General features: G+C 58.5%; 17 protein-coding genes. 13 read left to right on the top strand and 4 right to left on the bottom strand.

Annotation, left to right across the window (positions count from 1 at the left end; all coding sequences use genetic code 11):
- Positions 1 to 222 precede the first annotated feature (222 nt).
- Positions 223 to 1,194 carry a TerC family protein gene (locus BBB56_RS13450; RefSeq protein WP_123801459.1) on the top strand — a complete coding sequence of 324 codons (972 nt, stop codon included), beginning with the start codon at positions 223 to 225 and terminating at the stop codon, positions 1,192 to 1,194.
- A gap of 235 nt (positions 1,195 to 1,429) precedes the next feature.
- Entirely contained in the window at positions 1,430 to 2,662 is a 1,233-nt protein-coding gene (gene sstT / locus BBB56_RS13445) for a serine/threonine transporter SstT (RefSeq protein WP_123801458.1), read from the top strand.
- A gap of 254 nt (positions 2,663 to 2,916) precedes the next feature.
- Here sstT and BBB56_RS13440 read toward each other — a convergent pair whose 3' ends face one another.
- The 3 genes from BBB56_RS13440 to uxaC are packed head-to-tail and all read right to left on the bottom strand — an operon-like array spanning position 2,917 to position 7,278.
- Positions 2,917 to 4,407, bottom strand: coding sequence for a UxaA family hydrolase (locus tag BBB56_RS13440; protein ID WP_123801457.1), 1,491 nt, complete (start codon positions 4,405 to 4,407; stop codon positions 2,917 to 2,919).
- Positions 4,408 to 4,411: 4 nt separating this feature from the next.
- Positions 4,412 to 5,860, bottom strand: coding sequence for a tagaturonate reductase (locus BBB56_RS13435; protein ID WP_123801456.1), 1,449 nt, complete (start codon positions 5,858 to 5,860; stop codon positions 4,412 to 4,414).
- A gap of 2 nt (positions 5,861 to 5,862) precedes the next feature.
- Complete coding sequence (uxaC, locus tag BBB56_RS13430; RefSeq protein WP_123801455.1) at positions 5,863 to 7,278, bottom strand: glucuronate isomerase; 1,416 nt, start codon at positions 7,276 to 7,278, stop codon at positions 5,863 to 5,865.
- Positions 7,279 to 7,652: 374 nt separating this feature from the next.
- Between uxaC and BBB56_RS13425 the strand changes: the two genes are divergently transcribed.
- The 11 genes from BBB56_RS13425 to BBB56_RS13375 all read left to right on the top strand — a co-directional run bounded on the left by BBB56_RS13425 (position 7,653) and on the right by BBB56_RS13375 (position 15,062).
- Complete coding sequence (locus BBB56_RS13425; protein WP_123801593.1) at positions 7,653 to 8,957, top strand: MFS transporter; 1,305 nt, start codon at positions 7,653 to 7,655, stop codon at positions 8,955 to 8,957.
- Positions 8,958 to 9,066: 109 nt separating this feature from the next.
- Complete coding sequence (gene exuR, locus BBB56_RS13420; RefSeq protein ID WP_123801454.1) at positions 9,067 to 9,840, top strand: transcriptional regulator ExuR; 774 nt, start codon at positions 9,067 to 9,069, stop codon at positions 9,838 to 9,840.
- A gap of 322 nt (positions 9,841 to 10,162) precedes the next feature.
- Positions 10,163 to 10,840 carry a DedA family protein gene (locus BBB56_RS13415; RefSeq protein WP_123801453.1) on the top strand — a complete coding sequence of 226 codons (678 nt, stop codon included), beginning with the start codon at positions 10,163 to 10,165 and terminating at the stop codon, positions 10,838 to 10,840.
- Positions 10,837 to 11,199 (top strand): EnvZ/OmpR regulon moderator MzrA, encoded by a 363-nt coding sequence (gene mzrA / locus BBB56_RS13410; protein WP_199756242.1) that lies wholly within the window; start codon positions 10,837 to 10,839, stop codon positions 11,197 to 11,199. Before BBB56_RS13415 ends, mzrA begins: the two co-directional genes overlap by 4 nt.
- A gap of 178 nt (positions 11,200 to 11,377) precedes the next feature.
- Complete coding sequence (locus BBB56_RS13405; protein WP_123801452.1) at positions 11,378 to 11,752, top strand: DUF1090 domain-containing protein; 375 nt, start codon at positions 11,378 to 11,380, stop codon at positions 11,750 to 11,752.
- Positions 11,753 to 11,788: 36 nt separating this feature from the next.
- Positions 11,789 to 12,094 carry an ElaB/YgaM/YqjD family protein gene (locus tag BBB56_RS13400; protein WP_123801451.1) on the top strand — a complete coding sequence of 102 codons (306 nt, stop codon included), beginning with the start codon at positions 11,789 to 11,791 and terminating at the stop codon, positions 12,092 to 12,094.
- Between the two features lie 2 nt (positions 12,095 to 12,096).
- A complete protein-coding gene (locus tag BBB56_RS13395) occupies positions 12,097 to 12,495 on the top strand; it encodes a phage holin family protein (protein WP_174580918.1) in 399 nt (132 codons plus the stop codon).
- Positions 12,492 to 12,779 carry a YqjK-like family protein gene (locus BBB56_RS13390; protein ID WP_123801450.1) on the top strand — a complete coding sequence of 96 codons (288 nt, stop codon included), beginning with the start codon at positions 12,492 to 12,494 and terminating at the stop codon, positions 12,777 to 12,779. The genes BBB56_RS13395 and BBB56_RS13390 overlap by 4 nt, the downstream gene beginning before the upstream one ends.
- 205 nt (positions 12,780 to 12,984) lie before the next feature.
- Positions 12,985 to 13,398, top strand: a complete 414-nt coding sequence (locus BBB56_RS13385; RefSeq protein ID WP_123801591.1) for a DoxX family protein — start codon at positions 12,985 to 12,987, stop codon at positions 13,396 to 13,398.
- Positions 13,399 to 13,473: 75 nt separating this feature from the next.
- Complete coding sequence (locus tag BBB56_RS13380) at positions 13,474 to 14,448, top strand: glutathione S-transferase family protein (RefSeq protein ID WP_123801449.1); 975 nt, start codon at positions 13,474 to 13,476, stop codon at positions 14,446 to 14,448.
- 131 nt (positions 14,449 to 14,579) lie between these two features.
- Positions 14,580 to 15,062: a YlaC family protein gene (locus BBB56_RS13375; protein WP_123801448.1), complete on the top strand. Its 483-nt coding sequence runs from the start codon at positions 14,580 to 14,582 to the stop codon at positions 15,060 to 15,062.
- Here BBB56_RS13375 and BBB56_RS13370 read toward each other — a convergent pair.
- Positions 15,059 to 16,462, bottom strand: coding sequence for an aminotransferase-like domain-containing protein (locus BBB56_RS13370; protein WP_123801447.1), 1,404 nt, complete (start codon positions 16,460 to 16,462; stop codon positions 15,059 to 15,061). The two genes, BBB56_RS13375 and BBB56_RS13370, sit on opposite strands and share 4 nt — an antisense overlap.
- Between the last annotated feature and the right edge of the window lie 81 nt (positions 16,463 to 16,543).

The following is a 16,543-nucleotide window of genomic DNA, read 5'->3' as shown; positions in this document are numbered from 1 at the left end:
TCTTGCTGGCACAACCCGTATGTTAGCTGCCAGCAAAGGGGAGTAACTTGTAAGCTGCACGATCGTCATTACGATGCGTAAGCATCCGGTCGTCAGGCAACCCGGAATCTGATTCTGCGTTGTAAGTGAGACCTTGCCGGAAGGCGAGGTTTGCTTACACCCTGTAAAGCGGCTGACGTCTTCTGATTTCAGCCGTTTTTTTATTTCAGGGCAGGAAACGCTATGCAGACTGTAGGAACGCCTCTTCTCTGGGGCAGCTTTGCGGTAGTGGTACTGATCATGCTGGCGATCGATCTGTTTTTACAGGGACGTCGCGGCGCGCAGACCATGAGTTTTAAACAGGCGGCCGTCTGGTCGTTGATTTGGGTGTCGGTGTCGCTGCTGTTCAGCGCCGCTTTCTGGTGGTATCTCGACGGCAGCGCCGGGCGCGAGGTCGCCACGTCGCAAACCCTGGCGTTTTTAACCGGTTATGTGCTGGAGAAAGCACTGGCGGTCGATAACGTCTTCGTCTGGCTGATGCTGTTCAGCTACTTCTCTATTCCCGCTGCGTTGCAGCGCCGCGTGCTGATTTACGGCGTGCTGGGCGCTATTGTGCTGCGTACCATTATGATCTTCGCGGGCAGCTGGCTGGTCACGCAGTTTAGCTGGATCCTCTATCTGTTCGGCGCCTTCCTGCTGCTGACCGGCCTGAAAATGGCGTTTGCCAAAGAGGACGATGAAAATGCGGTTGGCGATAAGCCGGTGGTGCGCTGGCTGCGCAAGCACCTGCGCATGACCGACGATCTGGATGGCGAGAAGTTCTTTACCCGTAAAAACGGCGTGTTGTTTGCTACGCCGCTGCTGCTGGTGCTGATCATGGTCGAGCTGAGCGACGTCATCTTCGCGGTCGACAGTATTCCGGCTATCTTCGCCGTCACTACCGATCCCTTTATTGTGCTGACGTCTAACCTGTTTGCCATCCTCGGCCTGCGCGCCATGTACTTCCTGCTGGCCAACGTCGCCGAGCGCTTTTCCATGCTCAAATATGGCCTGGCGATCGTGCTGGTGTTTATCGGCATTAAGATGCTGATCGTCGAGTTTTACCATATCCCCGTGGCGATCTCGCTGAGCGTGGTGGGTGCGATTCTTGGCTCTACGCTGTTGATCAACGCCTGGGTAAACCGCAAAAGCGACCAGAAAAAGATCTCACAATAATCCGCTACAGGGGCAGACAATGCCCCTGTTTTATTTTGCCAGTCGGGGGTGCGACATTTCATCGCTCTGTCACATTTCCTTCATGCAGCATAACTGAAAGGCGATGCGTTTTGCGCAGTCAGAATTATCTCTTTCCTCGTCCGATCTTTTCCTTATACTCCGCCAGGCAAACCGCTTCAGGCGCGTTAATCGACGCCCTCTGAAGCCACATCCCGCTACAACGTAAAGAACAACTATGCAGAACTCTCTTTCCGGTCGTCTGGGCGCGCTACTTGCAGGCAGCCTGGTAAAACAAATCATGGTAGGGCTGGTGGCCGGTGTGGCGCTGGCGTGGGTCTCAAAAGATGCCGCGCTGGCCGTCGGCCTGCTGGGCGAACTCTTTGTCAGCGCGCTGAAGGCCGTCGCCCCGCTGCTGGTGCTCGTGCTGGTGATCGCCTCGATCGCTAACCACCAGCAGGGGCAAAAGACCAGTATCAAACCGATTATCGCGCTCTATCTGCTGAGTACCTTTTTCGCTGCGGTAATCGCCGTGGTATTTAGCCATCTGATGCCGCAGACGCTGACGCTGGCGATTGGCGCCACGGAAATCACGCCGCCATCAGGCATTACCGAGGTGATGCGCGGCCTGCTGATGAAGATGGTGGCGAATCCCGTCACGGCGCTGATGGAAGCAAACTATATCGGCATTCTGGTATGGGCCATTGGTCTGGGTCTCGCGTTCCGTCACAGCTCGCAGGGGACGCGCGACCTGCTGAATGACGCCTCAAACGCCGTCACCTGGCTGGTGCGCTGCGTGATCCGCTGCGCGCCAGTGGGTATTTTTGGTCTGGTGGCCTCGATCCTGGCGTCAACCGGCTTCGGCGCGCTGTGGCAGTACGCGCATTTGCTGGCGCTGCTGCTGGGCTGTATGGCGCTGATGGCGCTGGTGGTCAACCCGCTGCTGGTGTACAGCAAAATTCGCCGCAATCCCTATCCGCTGGTGTTTACCTGCCTGCGCGAGAGCGGCGTGACCGCCTTCTTTACCCGCAGTTCAGCCGCCAATATTCCCGTGAATATGGCGCTGGCGAAACGCCTGAACCTGGACGAAGACACCTATTCCGTGTCGATTCCGCTGGGCGCGACCATCAGCATGGCGGGCGCCTCCATTACCATTACCGTGCTGACGCTGGCGGCGGTGAATACGCTTGGCATTCACGTTGACGTGTCGACCGCGATTCTGCTGAGTCTGGTGGCGTCGCTGTGCGCCTGCGGCGCATCGGGCGTGGCGGGCGGTTCGCTGCTGCTGATCCCGGTTGCCTGCAATATGTTCGGTATTCCTAACGATCTGGCGATGCAGGTGGTGGCAGCCGGTTTTATTATCAGCGTGTTGCAGGACTCCGCCGAAACGGCGCTCAACTCCTCAACCGATATTCTGTTTACCGCCGCGGTTTGCCAGGCGGAAGCCGAGCGCGAAACCAGCCGGGCGTGATCTTTCAGCCGGCTTAATAGCCCGGCGAGCAGGCGGCAGCGTCTGAAGAGCAAGGCGGCCCGCGCCGGGAAACGCCGAGGCGTGTTGAACCACGCACAGCGTTGCCCGGATCCGGCCCCCCTCAGGAATGAGGCGCGGGCTGGCCGGGCTGAGAGGCGTTAAGCGACCTGCGATCGGACTCTGCCACTCGCGAAGTGGCACAACGCTAGCAGACAACAATGGCGACCTCCGGGTCGCCATTGTTATTCTTAGAGCTATAACGTTACGCCGCTTTTAAAGATCGCCAGCTCGCGGAAATCATTCTTCTCGTTGTTGGTGAGTTCGCCGTTAGCAATCGCCACGATAGTGTCGACAAAATCCGCCAGCAGCGCCTCCATGCTCATCCCCTCCAGCAGGCGACCGGCGTTGAAGTCGATCCAGTGCGGCTTCTTCTCCGCCAGCGGCGAGTTGGTTGCCAGCTTCACCGTCGGCACAAAGCCGCCGTAAGGGGTGCCGCGTCCGGTGCTGAACAGCACCATATGGCAGCCCGCCCCCGCCAGCGCGCTGGTGGCGACCGCGTCGTTACCCGGCGCGCTCAGCAGATTCAGCCCCGGCGTTTTCAGCCGCTCGCCATACCTGAGCACGTCTACCACCTGGCTGGAGCCGGCTTTCTGCGTACAGCCCAGCGACTTCTCTTCCAGCGTGGTAATGCCCCCGGCCTTGTTGCCCGGCGACGGGTTCTCATAGATCGGCTGCTGGTGGTCGATAAAATAGCGTTTAAAGTCATTAATCATTGCCACGGTTTTGTCGAAGGTCGCCTCATCGCGGCAGCGGCTCATCAGGATGCGCTCTGCGCCAAACATCTCCGGCACTTCGGTCAGCACCGTCGTGCCGCCGTTAGCGATCATCTGATCGGAAAAACGGCCCAGCAGCGGGTTAGCGGTGATCCCGGAAAAACCGTCGGAACCGCCGCACTCCAGACCAAACTTCAGCTCGCTTAGTTTGCCGGGCTGGCGCTGGTCATGGCGCATCGCCTCGTACAGGGCGCGCAGATGCTCCAGCCCCGCCTCGACTTCGTCGTCGTGCTGCTGGCAAACCATAAACTGGATACGGTCGCTCTCCGGCAGCCCCAGGGTTTCCCGAAAGGCATCGACCTGATTATTTTCGCAGCCGAGTCCGATAACCAGCACCGCGCCTGCGTTGGGATGACGCACCATATTTTGCAGCATGGTGCGGGTGTTTTCATGGTCCTGTCCTAGCTGCGAACAGCCAAAGGTGTGGCTAAAAAGAAACGCGCCGTCGGTGCCCGCCGCGTTATCGGTCTCTTTCAGAAAGCGTTGCAGGATCTGACGCGCAATGCCGTTAACGCAGCCGACGGTCGGCAGGATCCACAGCTCGTTGCGGATACCGACCTCGCCACTGGCGCGGCGATAAATCTGGATCTCGCGATCGCCCGCCTGCGGCGGCACCTCGACAAATTCCGGCTGATAATCATATTCGTCCAGATCGCTCAGGTTGGTGCGGGCGTTGCTGGAGTGAATCACCTCTCCTGCGGCGATCGGCTGAGTCGCGTGGCCGATCGGCAGTCCGTACTTAATCACCAGTTCGCCCTCGGCGAGGGGGCGCAGCGCGAACTTATGGCCGCGCGTGACCGCCTGCTGCAGCGGCACCGCCACCTGTTGCAAATCGACAGTGTGCCCGGCATCTAAATCGCGCAGCGCCACGGCGACATTATCCAGAGAGTGAATTCGAATCGCGTCTTGCATAGCGTTATCCCAGTGTGCTCAACGCCTCACGCATACCGTGGGCGAGAATGTTTTGCAGGTGTCGGCTGACCTCGGCCACCAGCTGCGGCTGCCGGGTCAAATCTTCGCCCCAGTGCGGCGCGTCGCTTAATACGTCGTGCACCAGCTGCTGCGGCGTAATCTGGTCGGCATTAAGCGCCTGCCAGTTTTTGTCAAAGCGCGTCAGCCAGTGCGCATCATCCTGTAGCGGCCAGCTTTTCTCCGCCTCTGCGCCGCGATAGAAGGCGATCAGCGCCGCCAGCGCAAAGGTCAGGCGCGGCGGCCAGACGCCGTTCTGCGCGTGAGCGGCCAGCAGCGGCGTTAACAGACGGGTACGAAACTTGGTCATGCCGTTGAGCGCGATAGAGAGCAGCGCGTGGCGAATAAAGGGGTTGCGGAAACGGCGCTGTACCGCATCGGCAAAGGCGTGCAGCTCGCTGCGCGGCAGGTCCAGCGTGGGAATAATCTCCTCGCGCAGCAGCCGATCGACAAAACCGGCAATGGCCTTGTCCTCCATCGCCTCGCCGACGCTCTCCAGACCTGCCTGGAACGCCACCGGCACCATTGCGGTATGCGCGCCGTTGAGGATGGCCACTTTCTGCGCCTTCCAGGGCGCAATGTCATCCACCTGACGCACCTGCGGCGCCAGCGCGTCCAGCTTCAGCTCGTCAAACAGCGCGCGCGGCCCTTGCAGGATAAACTGATAGTAAACCTCGCCCGCCACCAGAAAATGGTCGTCGTAGCCGAGCTGGGCCGTTAGCGCCTCGCTCTCCTGCGGAAAGCCGGTCACGATGCGATCCACCAGCGTGTTGTAGAACGCGCAGTGCTGCGTCACCCAGGCGGCAAACGCGTCCGGCAGCCGCCAGTGTTGCGCATAGCGCAGCACCAGCTCACGCAGCGCCTCGCCGTTATGGTCGATCAGCTCGCAGGGCACGATCAGCCAGCCTTTGTCGCTGGCCCCGCTGAAATGCGTAAAGCGCGCCCATAACAGCTGCGTCAGTTTGCCGGGAAAGCTGGAAGCGGGAGCATCCTCAAGTCGATCGCCTTCAGCAAAGGCGATGCCCGCCTCGGTGGTATTGGAGAAGACAAAACGCATCTGCGGCGCGCGCGCCAGCGCCAGAAAGTCTTCATGCTGGGTATACGGCTGGATCTCACGGTTCAGGCTGCGGATCAGGCGCGTTTCGCTGACGCGCTCGCCCTGCTCGTTCAGACCGCGGATCAGCGTGGTGTACAGTCCGTCCTGCTGATTCAGACTGTCACTGACGGCGCGATTGCGCGGCCGTACCACGACGACGCCCGCGTCGGTACCCTGGTGTTGGTTCAGCCAGTCGAGCTGCCAGTCGATAAAGGCGCGCAGAAAGTTGCCTTCGCCGAACTGGATCACGCGCTCGCTGTAGATCGCGCCGGGAAAGTCGTGACGGTTTAGCCGCTGCATTATCAGGCTCCCAGCTCGATGCCGAAGTAGTCGCGCGCATTGTTGAAGCAGATGTTTTGCACCATCTGCCCCAGCAGCGCCTCATCCCCCGGCGCTTCGCCGTTCTCTACCCAGCGGCCCATCATCTGACACAGCAGACGACGAAAATATTCGTGGCGCGTGTAGGAGAGGAAGCTGCGGCTGTCGGTCAGCATGCCGACAAAGCGGCTGAGCAGGCCGATCTGCGCCAGCTGAGTCATCTGACGCTGCATCCCGTCAAGCTGATCGTTAAACCACCAGGCAGAGCCGAACTGCATTTTGCCCGCCTCGCCCTCGCCCTGGAAATTGCCCGCCATGGTGGCCAGCACTTCGTTGTCACGCGGGTTCAGGCAGTAAAGAATGGTTTTCGGCAGCGCGTTATGCAGATTCTGCGCGCCCAGCAGCTTCGCCAGCGGTTCCGCCAGCGGCTGATCGTTGATAGAGTCGAAGCCGACGTCCGGGCCTAGCAGCTCGAACTGGCGGCGGTTGGTATTGCGCAGCGCGCCGATATGGTACTGCTGCACCCAGCCGCGACGAGCGTATTCACTGCCGAGCCACACCAGCACGGCGGTTTTAAACTGCGCGACAGCCTGCGCGTCCGGCGCGCCGCCCGCGCGACGCCTGGCCAGAATCGCATCGAGCGTCGCGTCGTCCGCTTCGGCGTAGAGCACCACGTCCAGCGCGTGATCCGACACCTTACAGCCGTGATCGGCAAAGTAGTCGAGACGTTTGCTGAGCGCGCTGCGCAGGTCATCAAAGCGGCGCACGCTGATGTCGGTCAGCGACTCCAGCTTCTCAATCCACGGCAGAAAGCTTTCCGCTTCGATATTAAAGGCTTTATCCGGTCGCCAGCTGGGCAGCACCCTGACGCTAAAGCTGGTGTCTTGCGCCAGCGCGCGGTGATGTTGCAGGTCATCCAGCGGATCGTCGGTGGTGCCGACCATCTTCACGTTCATCTGCTGCATAATGCCGCGCGCGGTAAAGTCATCCTGCGCCAGCAGCGCGTTGCAGCGCTCCCAGATAGCGTCGGCGGTTTTCTCAGAGAGCAAGGTGTCGGTGATGCCGAACGGGCGACGCAGCTCAAGGTGCGTCCAGTGATAGAGCGGATTGCCGATGGTATGCGGCACAGTGCGCGCCCAGGCGTTGAATTTGTCGCGGTCGCTGGCGTCGCCGGTGCAGAAGGCTTCCGGCACGCCGTTAGCGCGCATGGCGCGCCATTTATAGTGATCGCCTTTCAGCCAGATGTCATAGAGATTGGTAAAGCGGTAATTTTCGGCAATCTGCTGCGGGGGAAGATGACAGTGATAGTCGAAAATCGGCTGATCCTTCGCATAGTCGTGATACAGGCGGCGGGCAAATTCCGTATCCAGCAAAAAATCCTCGGTCATAAAACGCGACATACGTGCTTCCTCTTGGATAGAGCCTTAATGCGCTCAAAGTTATCATACCAATTTTAGCCAACCACATAATTCTTTGAGATCCCGCTCACATAACTGGCAGCAATTACTGTCAGCTATGGACTTTTCACTCTCTGTAGCGTGCTAAATGGCTGTCCTGACGCAGATTTAAAGTATCCCACATTGCAAAAGGGGCTTTTGTGATGGCTCTCAACTTTTAAAGTTGTATAACAAGTTACGCTCTCGACCCGTAATGGCAAGGTAAACACAAAGGTCGCTTTTGGCGGCCTGCGGGCGTGAGGCGAGTCGAATCACGGTGGTCCCGCTCCAGATAACAACAGCGGCAAGACCGCAGACAGAACTGGAAGAGGTTAATGATGCGTAAGATTAAAGGGCTACGCTGGTATATGATCGGGCTGGTGACGCTGGGCACCGTGCTGGGTTATCTCACCCGCAATACCATCGCCGTCGCCGCCCCGACGCTACAAACCGATTTACATATCACCACCCAACAGTACTCCTACATCGTGGCGGCCTACTCCGCCTGCTATACCGTGATGCAACCGGTCGCCGGTTATGTGCTGGATCTGCTCGGCACCAAAATCGGCTATGCGGTATTTGCCGTGCTGTGGGCGATTTTCTGCGCCGCAACGGCAATGGCGGGCAGCTGGGGCGGCTTTGCGCTGGCGCGCGGCGCGGTGGGCGCAGCGGAAGCGGCGATGATCCCGGCCGGCCTGAAAGCCAGCAGCGAATGGTTCCCGGCGAAGGAACGCTCCGTGGCCGTCGGCTACTTCAACGTCGGCTCCTCTATCGGCGCGATGCTGGCGCCGCCGCTGGTGGTATGGGCCATTGTGGCGCACAGCTGGCAGATGGCGTTTATTATTACCGGCGTGTTGAGCCTGATGTGGGCGATCTGCTGGCTTATTTTCTATAAGCATCCGAAACAGCAGACCAAACTCAGCGACGAAGAGCGCCACTACATTATTTCTGGTCAGGAAGCGCAGCATCAGACCGGCAACACCAGGAAAATGTCCGCGCGCCAGATCCTGCGCAACCGCCAGTTCTGGGGCATCGCGCTGCCGCGTTTCCTCGCTGAGCCGGCGTGGGGCACCTTTAACGCCTGGATCCCGCTGTTTATGTTTAAGGTGTACGGCTTTAACCTGAAAGAGATTGCGCTGTTCGCCTGGATGCCGATGCTGTTCGCCGATCTCGGCTGTATCCTGGGCGGTTATCTGCCGCCGCTGTTTCAGCGCTGGTTTGGCGTGAATCTGATTGTTTCCCGCAAGCTGGTGGTGACCATGGGCGCGGTACTGATGATTGGTCCCGGCACCATCGGTCTGTTTACCAGCCCGTATGTGGCTATCGCGCTGCTGTGCGTTGGCGGCTTCGCTCACCAGGCGCTGTCCGGCGCGCTGATCACCCTTTCTTCCGATGTGTTTGGTCGTAACGAAGTGGCGACGGCCAACGGCCTGACCGGCATGGCGGCCTGGACCGCCAGCACCATGTTCGCGCTGGTGGTCGGCGCGCTGGCCGATACGCTGGGCTTTAGCCCGCTGTTCGCGGCGCTGGCCGTGTTTGATCTGCTGGGCGCGGTGGTGATCTGGACGGTGCTGCGCAATAAGCCGGTTGCCGAACTGGAAAAAGAGGTCACGGTGCCGCAGGCGGCAACAGCGCGCAGCTAGGCCAGCTTTTTGTTTTACCTCAACGATCCGGCGTCATTAAGGCGGCGGATCGTTTCTTCCACCGGCGCAAAGTGGTATAACAACTTTATTTATGATACGAGAATGCGCTATGGAACTGACCGAACCTCGTCGACTCTACCAGCAGCTGGCCAGCGATCTGAAAAATCGGATTGAAACAGGGCTTTATCCTGTGGGCGATAAGCTGCCTGCGGAGCGCCTGATCGCCGAAGAGATGAACGTGAGCCGCACGGTGGTGCGTGAAGCGATCATTATGCTGGAAGTCGAGGGTTACGTTGAGGTGCGCAAAGGGTCCGGTATCCACGTTATCGCCAGTCAGCAGCAAAACCGCGTCACCACCTCCAGCCAGCTGGAGTTCGCCAGCTTTGGGCCTTTTGAGCTGCTTCAGGCGCGCCAGCTGATTGAAAGTAACGTCGCCGAGTTTGCCGCCACCCAGGTGACGCGTCAGGATATTATTGACCTGATGGCCATTCAGGAAAAAGCGCGTCAGGAAGACCACTTCCGCGACTCGCAGTGGGACATGCAGTTTCATGTCCGCATCGCCCAGTCCACGCAAAACAGCGCGCTGGCCGCGATTGTCGAAAAGATGTGGCTTCATCGCCTGCATAACCCCTACTGGCTCAAACTTCACGAGCATATCGACCAGCGCAGTATCCTCAGCTGGTGCGATGACCATGACCAAATCCTCAAGGCGCTTATGCGCAAAGATCCTGCCGCCTGTAAACTGGCGATGTGGCAACATCTGGAAAATACTAAGCAGATGTTGTTCAACGCGACCGCCGATGACTTTGAATTTAATGTGGATCGTTACATGTTTGCTGAAAACCCCGTTATCCTGCCGGACGGTTCAGGCCATTCATCTTGATTCCGCTGCCTTTTTGCGCAGCAAGGTCAGTTAATCTGCAATAGTGTCAGGTCGTGTAAAGCTCCTTTTGACGGGCCGTGTCAAAAGGTAAAACTCCTGTGCGGCGGGCACATTCTCCTGTCTCGCACCCGTGATTTTTGTTACAGTTATCGCCCCTTTCTTACCCTTTGCGACAGGGTTTAAAAAGTTGCTGATTTAACAATCAATTCTGGAAGGATCCGGAAAGTCCTGCACAGACTGCGCGCCCAAAAATGATAACCAAATGCCGGTCTGCGCTTATGTCCTTTGAGACGCGTTAAACAATGATGTTCAGGAATGATTGATGGATATTTTGCATGCGTTGCTGCAAGCCCTGTGGCAACAGGATTATGAAACCCTTTCCGATCCGACGCTGGTGTGGGCCATTTATGGCGTGTTGTTCATGATCCTTTTTCTGGAAAATGGCCTGCTTCCCGCGGCGTTTCTGCCAGGCGATAGCCTGTTGATTTTGGTTGGCGTGCTGATCGCCAAAGGCACCATGAGCTTTCCCCTTACCATTCTGGTACTGACCACCGGCGCCAGCCTGGGCTGTTGGGTAAGCTATATTCAGGGTCGCTGGCTCGGTAATACGCCTACGGTGCAAAAGTGGCTTTCGCACCTTCCCGCGCAGTACCATGCGCGCGCCCACAGTCTGTTTCACCGCCACGGGCTTTCAGCGCTGCTGATTGGGCGCTTTATCGCCTTCGTGCGCACGCTGCTGCCGACCATAGCCGGGCTGTCGGGCCTGAGCAACGCCCGCTTCCAGTTCTTTAACTGGATAAGCGCGTTGCTCTGGGTGCTGATTCTGACCGTGCTTGGCTTTGCGCTGGGCAAAACCCCGCTTTTTCGCCGCTACGAAGACGAACTGATGTTCTGCCTGATGCTGCTGCCGCTGGTGCTGCTGGTATTCGGCCTGTTCGGCTCGCTGCTGGTGCTGTGGCGCAAGCGTCAGGCAAATCAAAGCGGCAAGGGCGAATCATGAAAATTTCCAGTCCCGTGCCGCGTCGCATGCTTCCCTGGCTGGCGATCGCCACGCTGCTGCTGCTGGCGATCTGCATTATGCCGACGCTGCTGCGCCATGACAGCGTGGTGCAGATCCGCGTTTCCCACGCCGGCGGGCCGCTGCCGGATGGGTTTTATCTTTACCAGCAGCTGACGGCGCAGGGTGTGCGTATCAAAAGCATAACGCCGTCAGGCGATGCGCTGATTATCCATTTCGAAAACGAAGAGCAGAGCCTCGCCGCGCAAAAAGTGCTGCGCCGCCTGCTGCCTGACGGCTTTGTCGTCGCCCGGCAGCCTGATTCAGCCTCCGCTTCTCTCGCCACGCTTAATATCTCCTGATCGCCCGTCGCCCTCTCGTCCTGACGAGGCGGCGACGGAATAATCTGTATCCCCTCGTGTTCTTTGAACTTTTTACGGTCGCTGTCTATGCTTAACAGATGGCTCAGCGAGCTGATATGCCAGGAGATGACGCTGTCAGGTCATGGCAGGTCAGCAACAAAGGAAGGTAACAAGCCTGATGAAACATCACTTATTTTTTGGCCTCGCGCTGTTTTCTCTTTCGGGCTCACTGATGGCGGCGGAGTCGCTCTGTCAGCAAAAAGAGCAGGATATTCAGCATGAAATTGCGATGGCGCAGCAGCATAACAATCAACGTCGCGTTAACGGCCTGGAGCGCGCGCTAACCGAAGTACGCGCTAACTGTAGCGATAACCAACTGAAAGCCGCCCATCAGGCGCGTATCAAAGCGCAGCAGAAAAAAGTCGCTGAGCGTGAACGCGAGCTGAAAGAGGAGCGTCAGGAAGGCGACGACAAGGACAAAATCGCCAAACGTGAACGTAAAATGGAAGAAGCACGCCAGGAGCTGAAAAAGTTACAGGCGGAGCCTTATTAATCCGGACCTAATCACTGAAGCTAAAAGGAACATTACATGTCTAAAGACACTTCATCAGAACATTTGCGTGCTGAACTGAAAAACCTGGCGGACACCCTGGAAGAGGTGCTGAGCAGCACAACGGACAAGTCCAAAGGCGAACTCGATAAGCTGCGTAAGAAAGCGCGCGTGGCGCTGGACAGCTCGCGTGAAAAGCTGGGCGATTCCGGCGAGTACCTGGCGCAAACCACGCGTGAAGCCGCGCAGAAAGCAGACGGCTACGTGCGTGAAAATCCCTGGCATGGCGTAGGTATCGGTGCGGCAATTGGCGTGGCGATCGGCATCCTGATTTCACGGCGTTAATTATGGCGGATTCACAGCAGAGCCACGGCCCCGGCAAAGGGGTCATCAACATTGGTCAGCGCATTGTCACGACGCTGGTCAGCATGGTCGAGACCCGCGTACGTCTGGCGGTGGTCGAGCTGGAAGCGGAAAAGGCGAATCTGATTCAGCTGCTGCTGATGGTTGGCCTGACCATGCTGTTTACCGCATTTGGGCTAATGAGCCTGATGGTGCTGATTATCTGGGCCGTCGATGCGCAGTATCGTCTGATGGCGATTGGTATTACGACTGGGGTGCTCTTTCTTCTGGCGATAATTTTTGGTCTGTGGAGCCTGCGCAAATCGCGTCAGTCTACGCTGCTGCACCATACGCGCAAAGAGCTGGAGACCGACCGTAAGCTGCTGGAGGACGATCGCGCATGAGCAGCAAACAGGAACGTGAAGCGCGCATTCATGCGCTGCTGAGCGACATACAGCAGCAGCGGCTGGATCTCAGCGCAGGCCGCCGTGATTTTCTGCAAAGCACGGCGCATTACGACCGCGGCTGGCTGACGTTCCTCAGCATGCGGCGCTATCTGGCTATCGGCAGCAGCGCGCTGGCTATCTGGTCAGTGCGCAGCCCGAACAAATTTATGCGCCTGCTTAAGCGCGGCTTCGGCGTCTGGAGCACCTGGCGCATGGTCAAAGCGGCCCTGCCGCCGCGCTAATTCCTCTGATTTCAGCCGGCGCGAAAGCGCCGGATTCTCTTTATCAATTTTCCTGAATAACACCTACAGAATATCTCGCTTACAACCTTTTCACTGCGCGACTATCATCTCCAGCTATCAGCTCAGCGAACGGCAATGCCGCCTTTCGCCGGGAATTATCAAACCAGGGCGCTGCTGCCTGCCTAAAAATTAGCTGGAGTAAATGATGAAAAAATTCGAAGATGCTGGTCTGCTGCTGGCGCGTATTCTGATGCCAGTCCTGTTTATCACTGCGGGCTGGGGCAAACTCACCGGCTACGCCGGTACGCAGCAGTATATGGAAGCCATGGGCGTGCCCGGCTTTATGCTGCCGCTGGTGATCCTGCTGGAGCTGGGCGGCGGCCTGGCGATTCTGTTTGGCTTCCTGACCCGCTTCACCGCGCTGTTCACCGCCGCTTTCACCATTCTGACGGCGTTCCTGTTTCACAGCAACTTCGCGGAAGGCGTTAACCAGCTGATGTTTATGAAAAACCTCTCTATCGCGGGCGGTTTCCTGGTGCTGGGCCTGGTGGGTCCGGGCGCGTACAGCATCGATCGTCTGCTGCGCAAGAAAACGCAGCCTGCCGCCGCACTGCGCTAAACACACATCTGGCGTAATGCCACATATACTTAGCAGGGCGAGGATACTCCTCGCCCTGTTTGCACTGGAGGCGATATGGGCCAATTGATCGAGGGTGTCTGGCACGACACCTGGTACGATACCAAATCAACCGGCGGACGCTTCAAGCGCACTGAAGCCGTCTGGCGCAACTGGGTGACGGCGGACGGCAGCGCCGGTCCGACCGGCAAGGCGGGCTTTACCGCCGAGCGCGACCGCTATCACCTCTATGTTTCCCTCGCCTGTCCCTGGGCGCATCGCACCCTGCTGATGCGTAAGCTTAAAGGGCTGGAGTCGATGATTGACGTCTCGGTCGTGCATCCGTTAATGCTGGAAAACGGCTGGACCTTTGACGATGAGTTTCCTGACGCCACCGGCGATAAACTTTATCAGAATGAGTTTCTCTATCAGCTCTATCTGCACGCCGATCCGCACTATACCGGGCGCGTTACCGTGCCGGTCTTGTGGGACAAACAGCAGAACACCATCGTCAGCAACGAATCAGCGGACATTATCCGCATGTTTAACAGCGCATTTGATGCCGTAGGCGCGCGCGCCGGGGATTACTACCCGCCAGCGCTGCGCGAGAAAATCGACGAGCTGAACGGCTGGATTTACGACACGGTCAATAATGGCGTCTACAAGTCAGGCTTCGCGACGTCGCAGGCGGCCTATGATGAATCGGTTACCGCGCTGTTTCATTCGCTGTCGCGGCTGGAGCAGATTCTGGGACAGCATCGCTATCTGACCGGCGATCGGCTGACCGAGGCGGATCTGCGTCTCTGGACCACGTTGATCCGCTTCGATCCGGTGTACGTAACCCATTTCAAATGCGACCGCCACCGCATAGGCGACTACCTCAATCTGAGCGGCTTTCTGCGCGACATTTATCAGATGCCGGGCGTTGCCGATACGGTGAATCTGCCCCATATTCGCCATCACTATTACGGCAGTCATAAAACCATCAACCCGAACGGCGTAATCTCGCTGGGTCCGGCGTTTAACTGGGATGAACCCCACGGACGCGGTTAAGTCTGCGCGCCGCCCGCAGTGCGGGACGGCGCCTGCTTGCCAACTGTTATAAAAATTCTGTGCCTTTCTGTGTCTCCTCTGCCTCGCTGCGATCTGTTCTACTGAGCAGAAAAGTGACGGTGAGGTGAACAATGGACGCCATTAAACAAATCTTAATCGATGAAATCGCTACGCTTAACCGCGAGGAACGCCGCGACAATCGGCCGCGTTTTAGCTTCTCTTTTCTGAAAACCCATCCCGGACTCTGGGCGATCATGTATCTCTGCTACGCGCTGTGCGTGGCGCTGATCTTCTCGACGGAGATGCTGGGCTGGCCCGCCTTCTGGTTCGCCACGATTTTTGTGCTGCTGATGAGTTTTTTGATGCTGCTGGACATCAATCCAAAGTACCGCTTCGAAGACATTGACGCGCTGGATCTGCGCGTCTGCTACAACGGCGAGTGGTATTACGTTCAGCCGGTGTCGGAAGGCGGCGTGAAAAAGATCCTCAGCCTGCCTGATGCGCCTGAGCAGGTAAAAAGCGGCATTCACCGCCTGCTACAGCAGAAAGGCGAAGTGGATTTTTACGATATTTACTATTTGACCTGGGGCCATCAGCAGGCGGCGCGGGTTTAATCCGTCCGCTGGTCGGCGATCAGCCTTCCCAGCGTCTCTATCGCCGCTGCGGCGCGGGTATCCCACGCCCAGGCGGCGTTGATTCGGAAGCAGTGGGTAAACTCCTCGCCCGCAGAAAACAGCCGTCCCGGCGCAATACTGATCCCCTGCTGCAACGCCTGCTGATAAAGCAGGGTAGTGTCATAGCCCTGCGGCAGTCTCACCCATAAAAAGTAGCCGCCAGGCAAATCCTCAACGCTTGCGCCGCGCGGCAGGCTGCCGCGTAGCGCCTGATGAACCCAGGCTTTGCGCTGCGCCAGCGTCTGGCGCAACTTTTTCAGATGGGTATCGTATCGACGCGTGGCAAGGAAGTCCGCCAGCGCCAGCTGCATCGGCGCGCTGGTGGAGAGCGTGCTCATCAGTTGCAGGCGCTGGATGCGCTGCGCGTGCTGCCCTGCCGCGACCCAGCCGACGCGAAAACCGGCCACCAGGCACTTGGAAAACGAGCCGCAGTGCAGCACATTGCCCTGACGATCCCAGTATTTCGCCGGATGAGGCGGTTCGTCGCCCGCCCAAAGCTCGGCATAGACGTCATCCTCGATTAGCGGCACCTGATAGCGCGCCAGCAGCGCCACCAGCTGCGCCTTGCGCGCGGGCGACAGCGTGACGCCGAGCGGATTTTGCAGCGTCGTCATCAGCCAGCAGGCTTTAACCGGCCAGCGCTGAAGCGTCTCCTCAAGCTGCTGCATATCAATGCCCTGCTGCGCGTCGCTCGGCACCGCCAGCGCCTTCAGCTTCAGCCGTTCGATCGCCTGTAGCGCGCCATAAAATGTCGGCTGTTCAATCACCACGTAGTCGCCTGGCTCTGTCACCGCTTGCAGACTCAGGTTGAGCGCCTCCAGCGCGCCGTTGGTGATGACAATTTCATCCGGCGACAGCGTGATGCCCTGCCGCGCATAGCGCTGCGCCAGCATCTGCCGCAGCGCCGCGTTGCCGGGGGGAAGATTGCTGAGCGCATCGAGCGGCGTGAGCTGATGGGAGACGTTGGTCAGCGAGCGCATCAGCTGACGCTGGGGGAAAAGTTCAGGATCGGGGAAGGCGGAACCGAAAGGCAGGATGCCAGGATCGCGGATCGCCTGGAGCACATCAAATACGAAGTTATTAATATCGACCTGCTCGCTGAGTGCGACCTGCGCGGGAGCGGTTTGCAGCGCGCGCGGCGCGACGTAATAGCCGGACTGAGGCCGCGAAACGATCCAGCCCTGACTCTCCAGCACCTCATAGGCGTGCATCACCGTCATCAGGCTCACTCCCTGCTGCTGCACCTGCTGACGCAGCGACGGCAGTTTAGTGCCGGGCGGCCAGATTCCTGCTTCAATCTGCTGCTGAATTTCATCCGTCAGTTGCTGGTATTTCGCCACGGGCTGCTCCTTTTATTGCCGGAGCGCAGTGTAGCATGGGCGGGGTCTCTACCTGAAAAGTCGAAACTGACCGATAAGCCG

The organism is Candidatus Pantoea deserta (assembly GCF_003813865.1).
Lineage (GTDB): Bacteria > Pseudomonadota > Gammaproteobacteria > Enterobacterales > Enterobacteriaceae > Pantoea > Pantoea deserta.
This window is presented reverse-complemented; position numbering and strand designations above follow the sequence as displayed.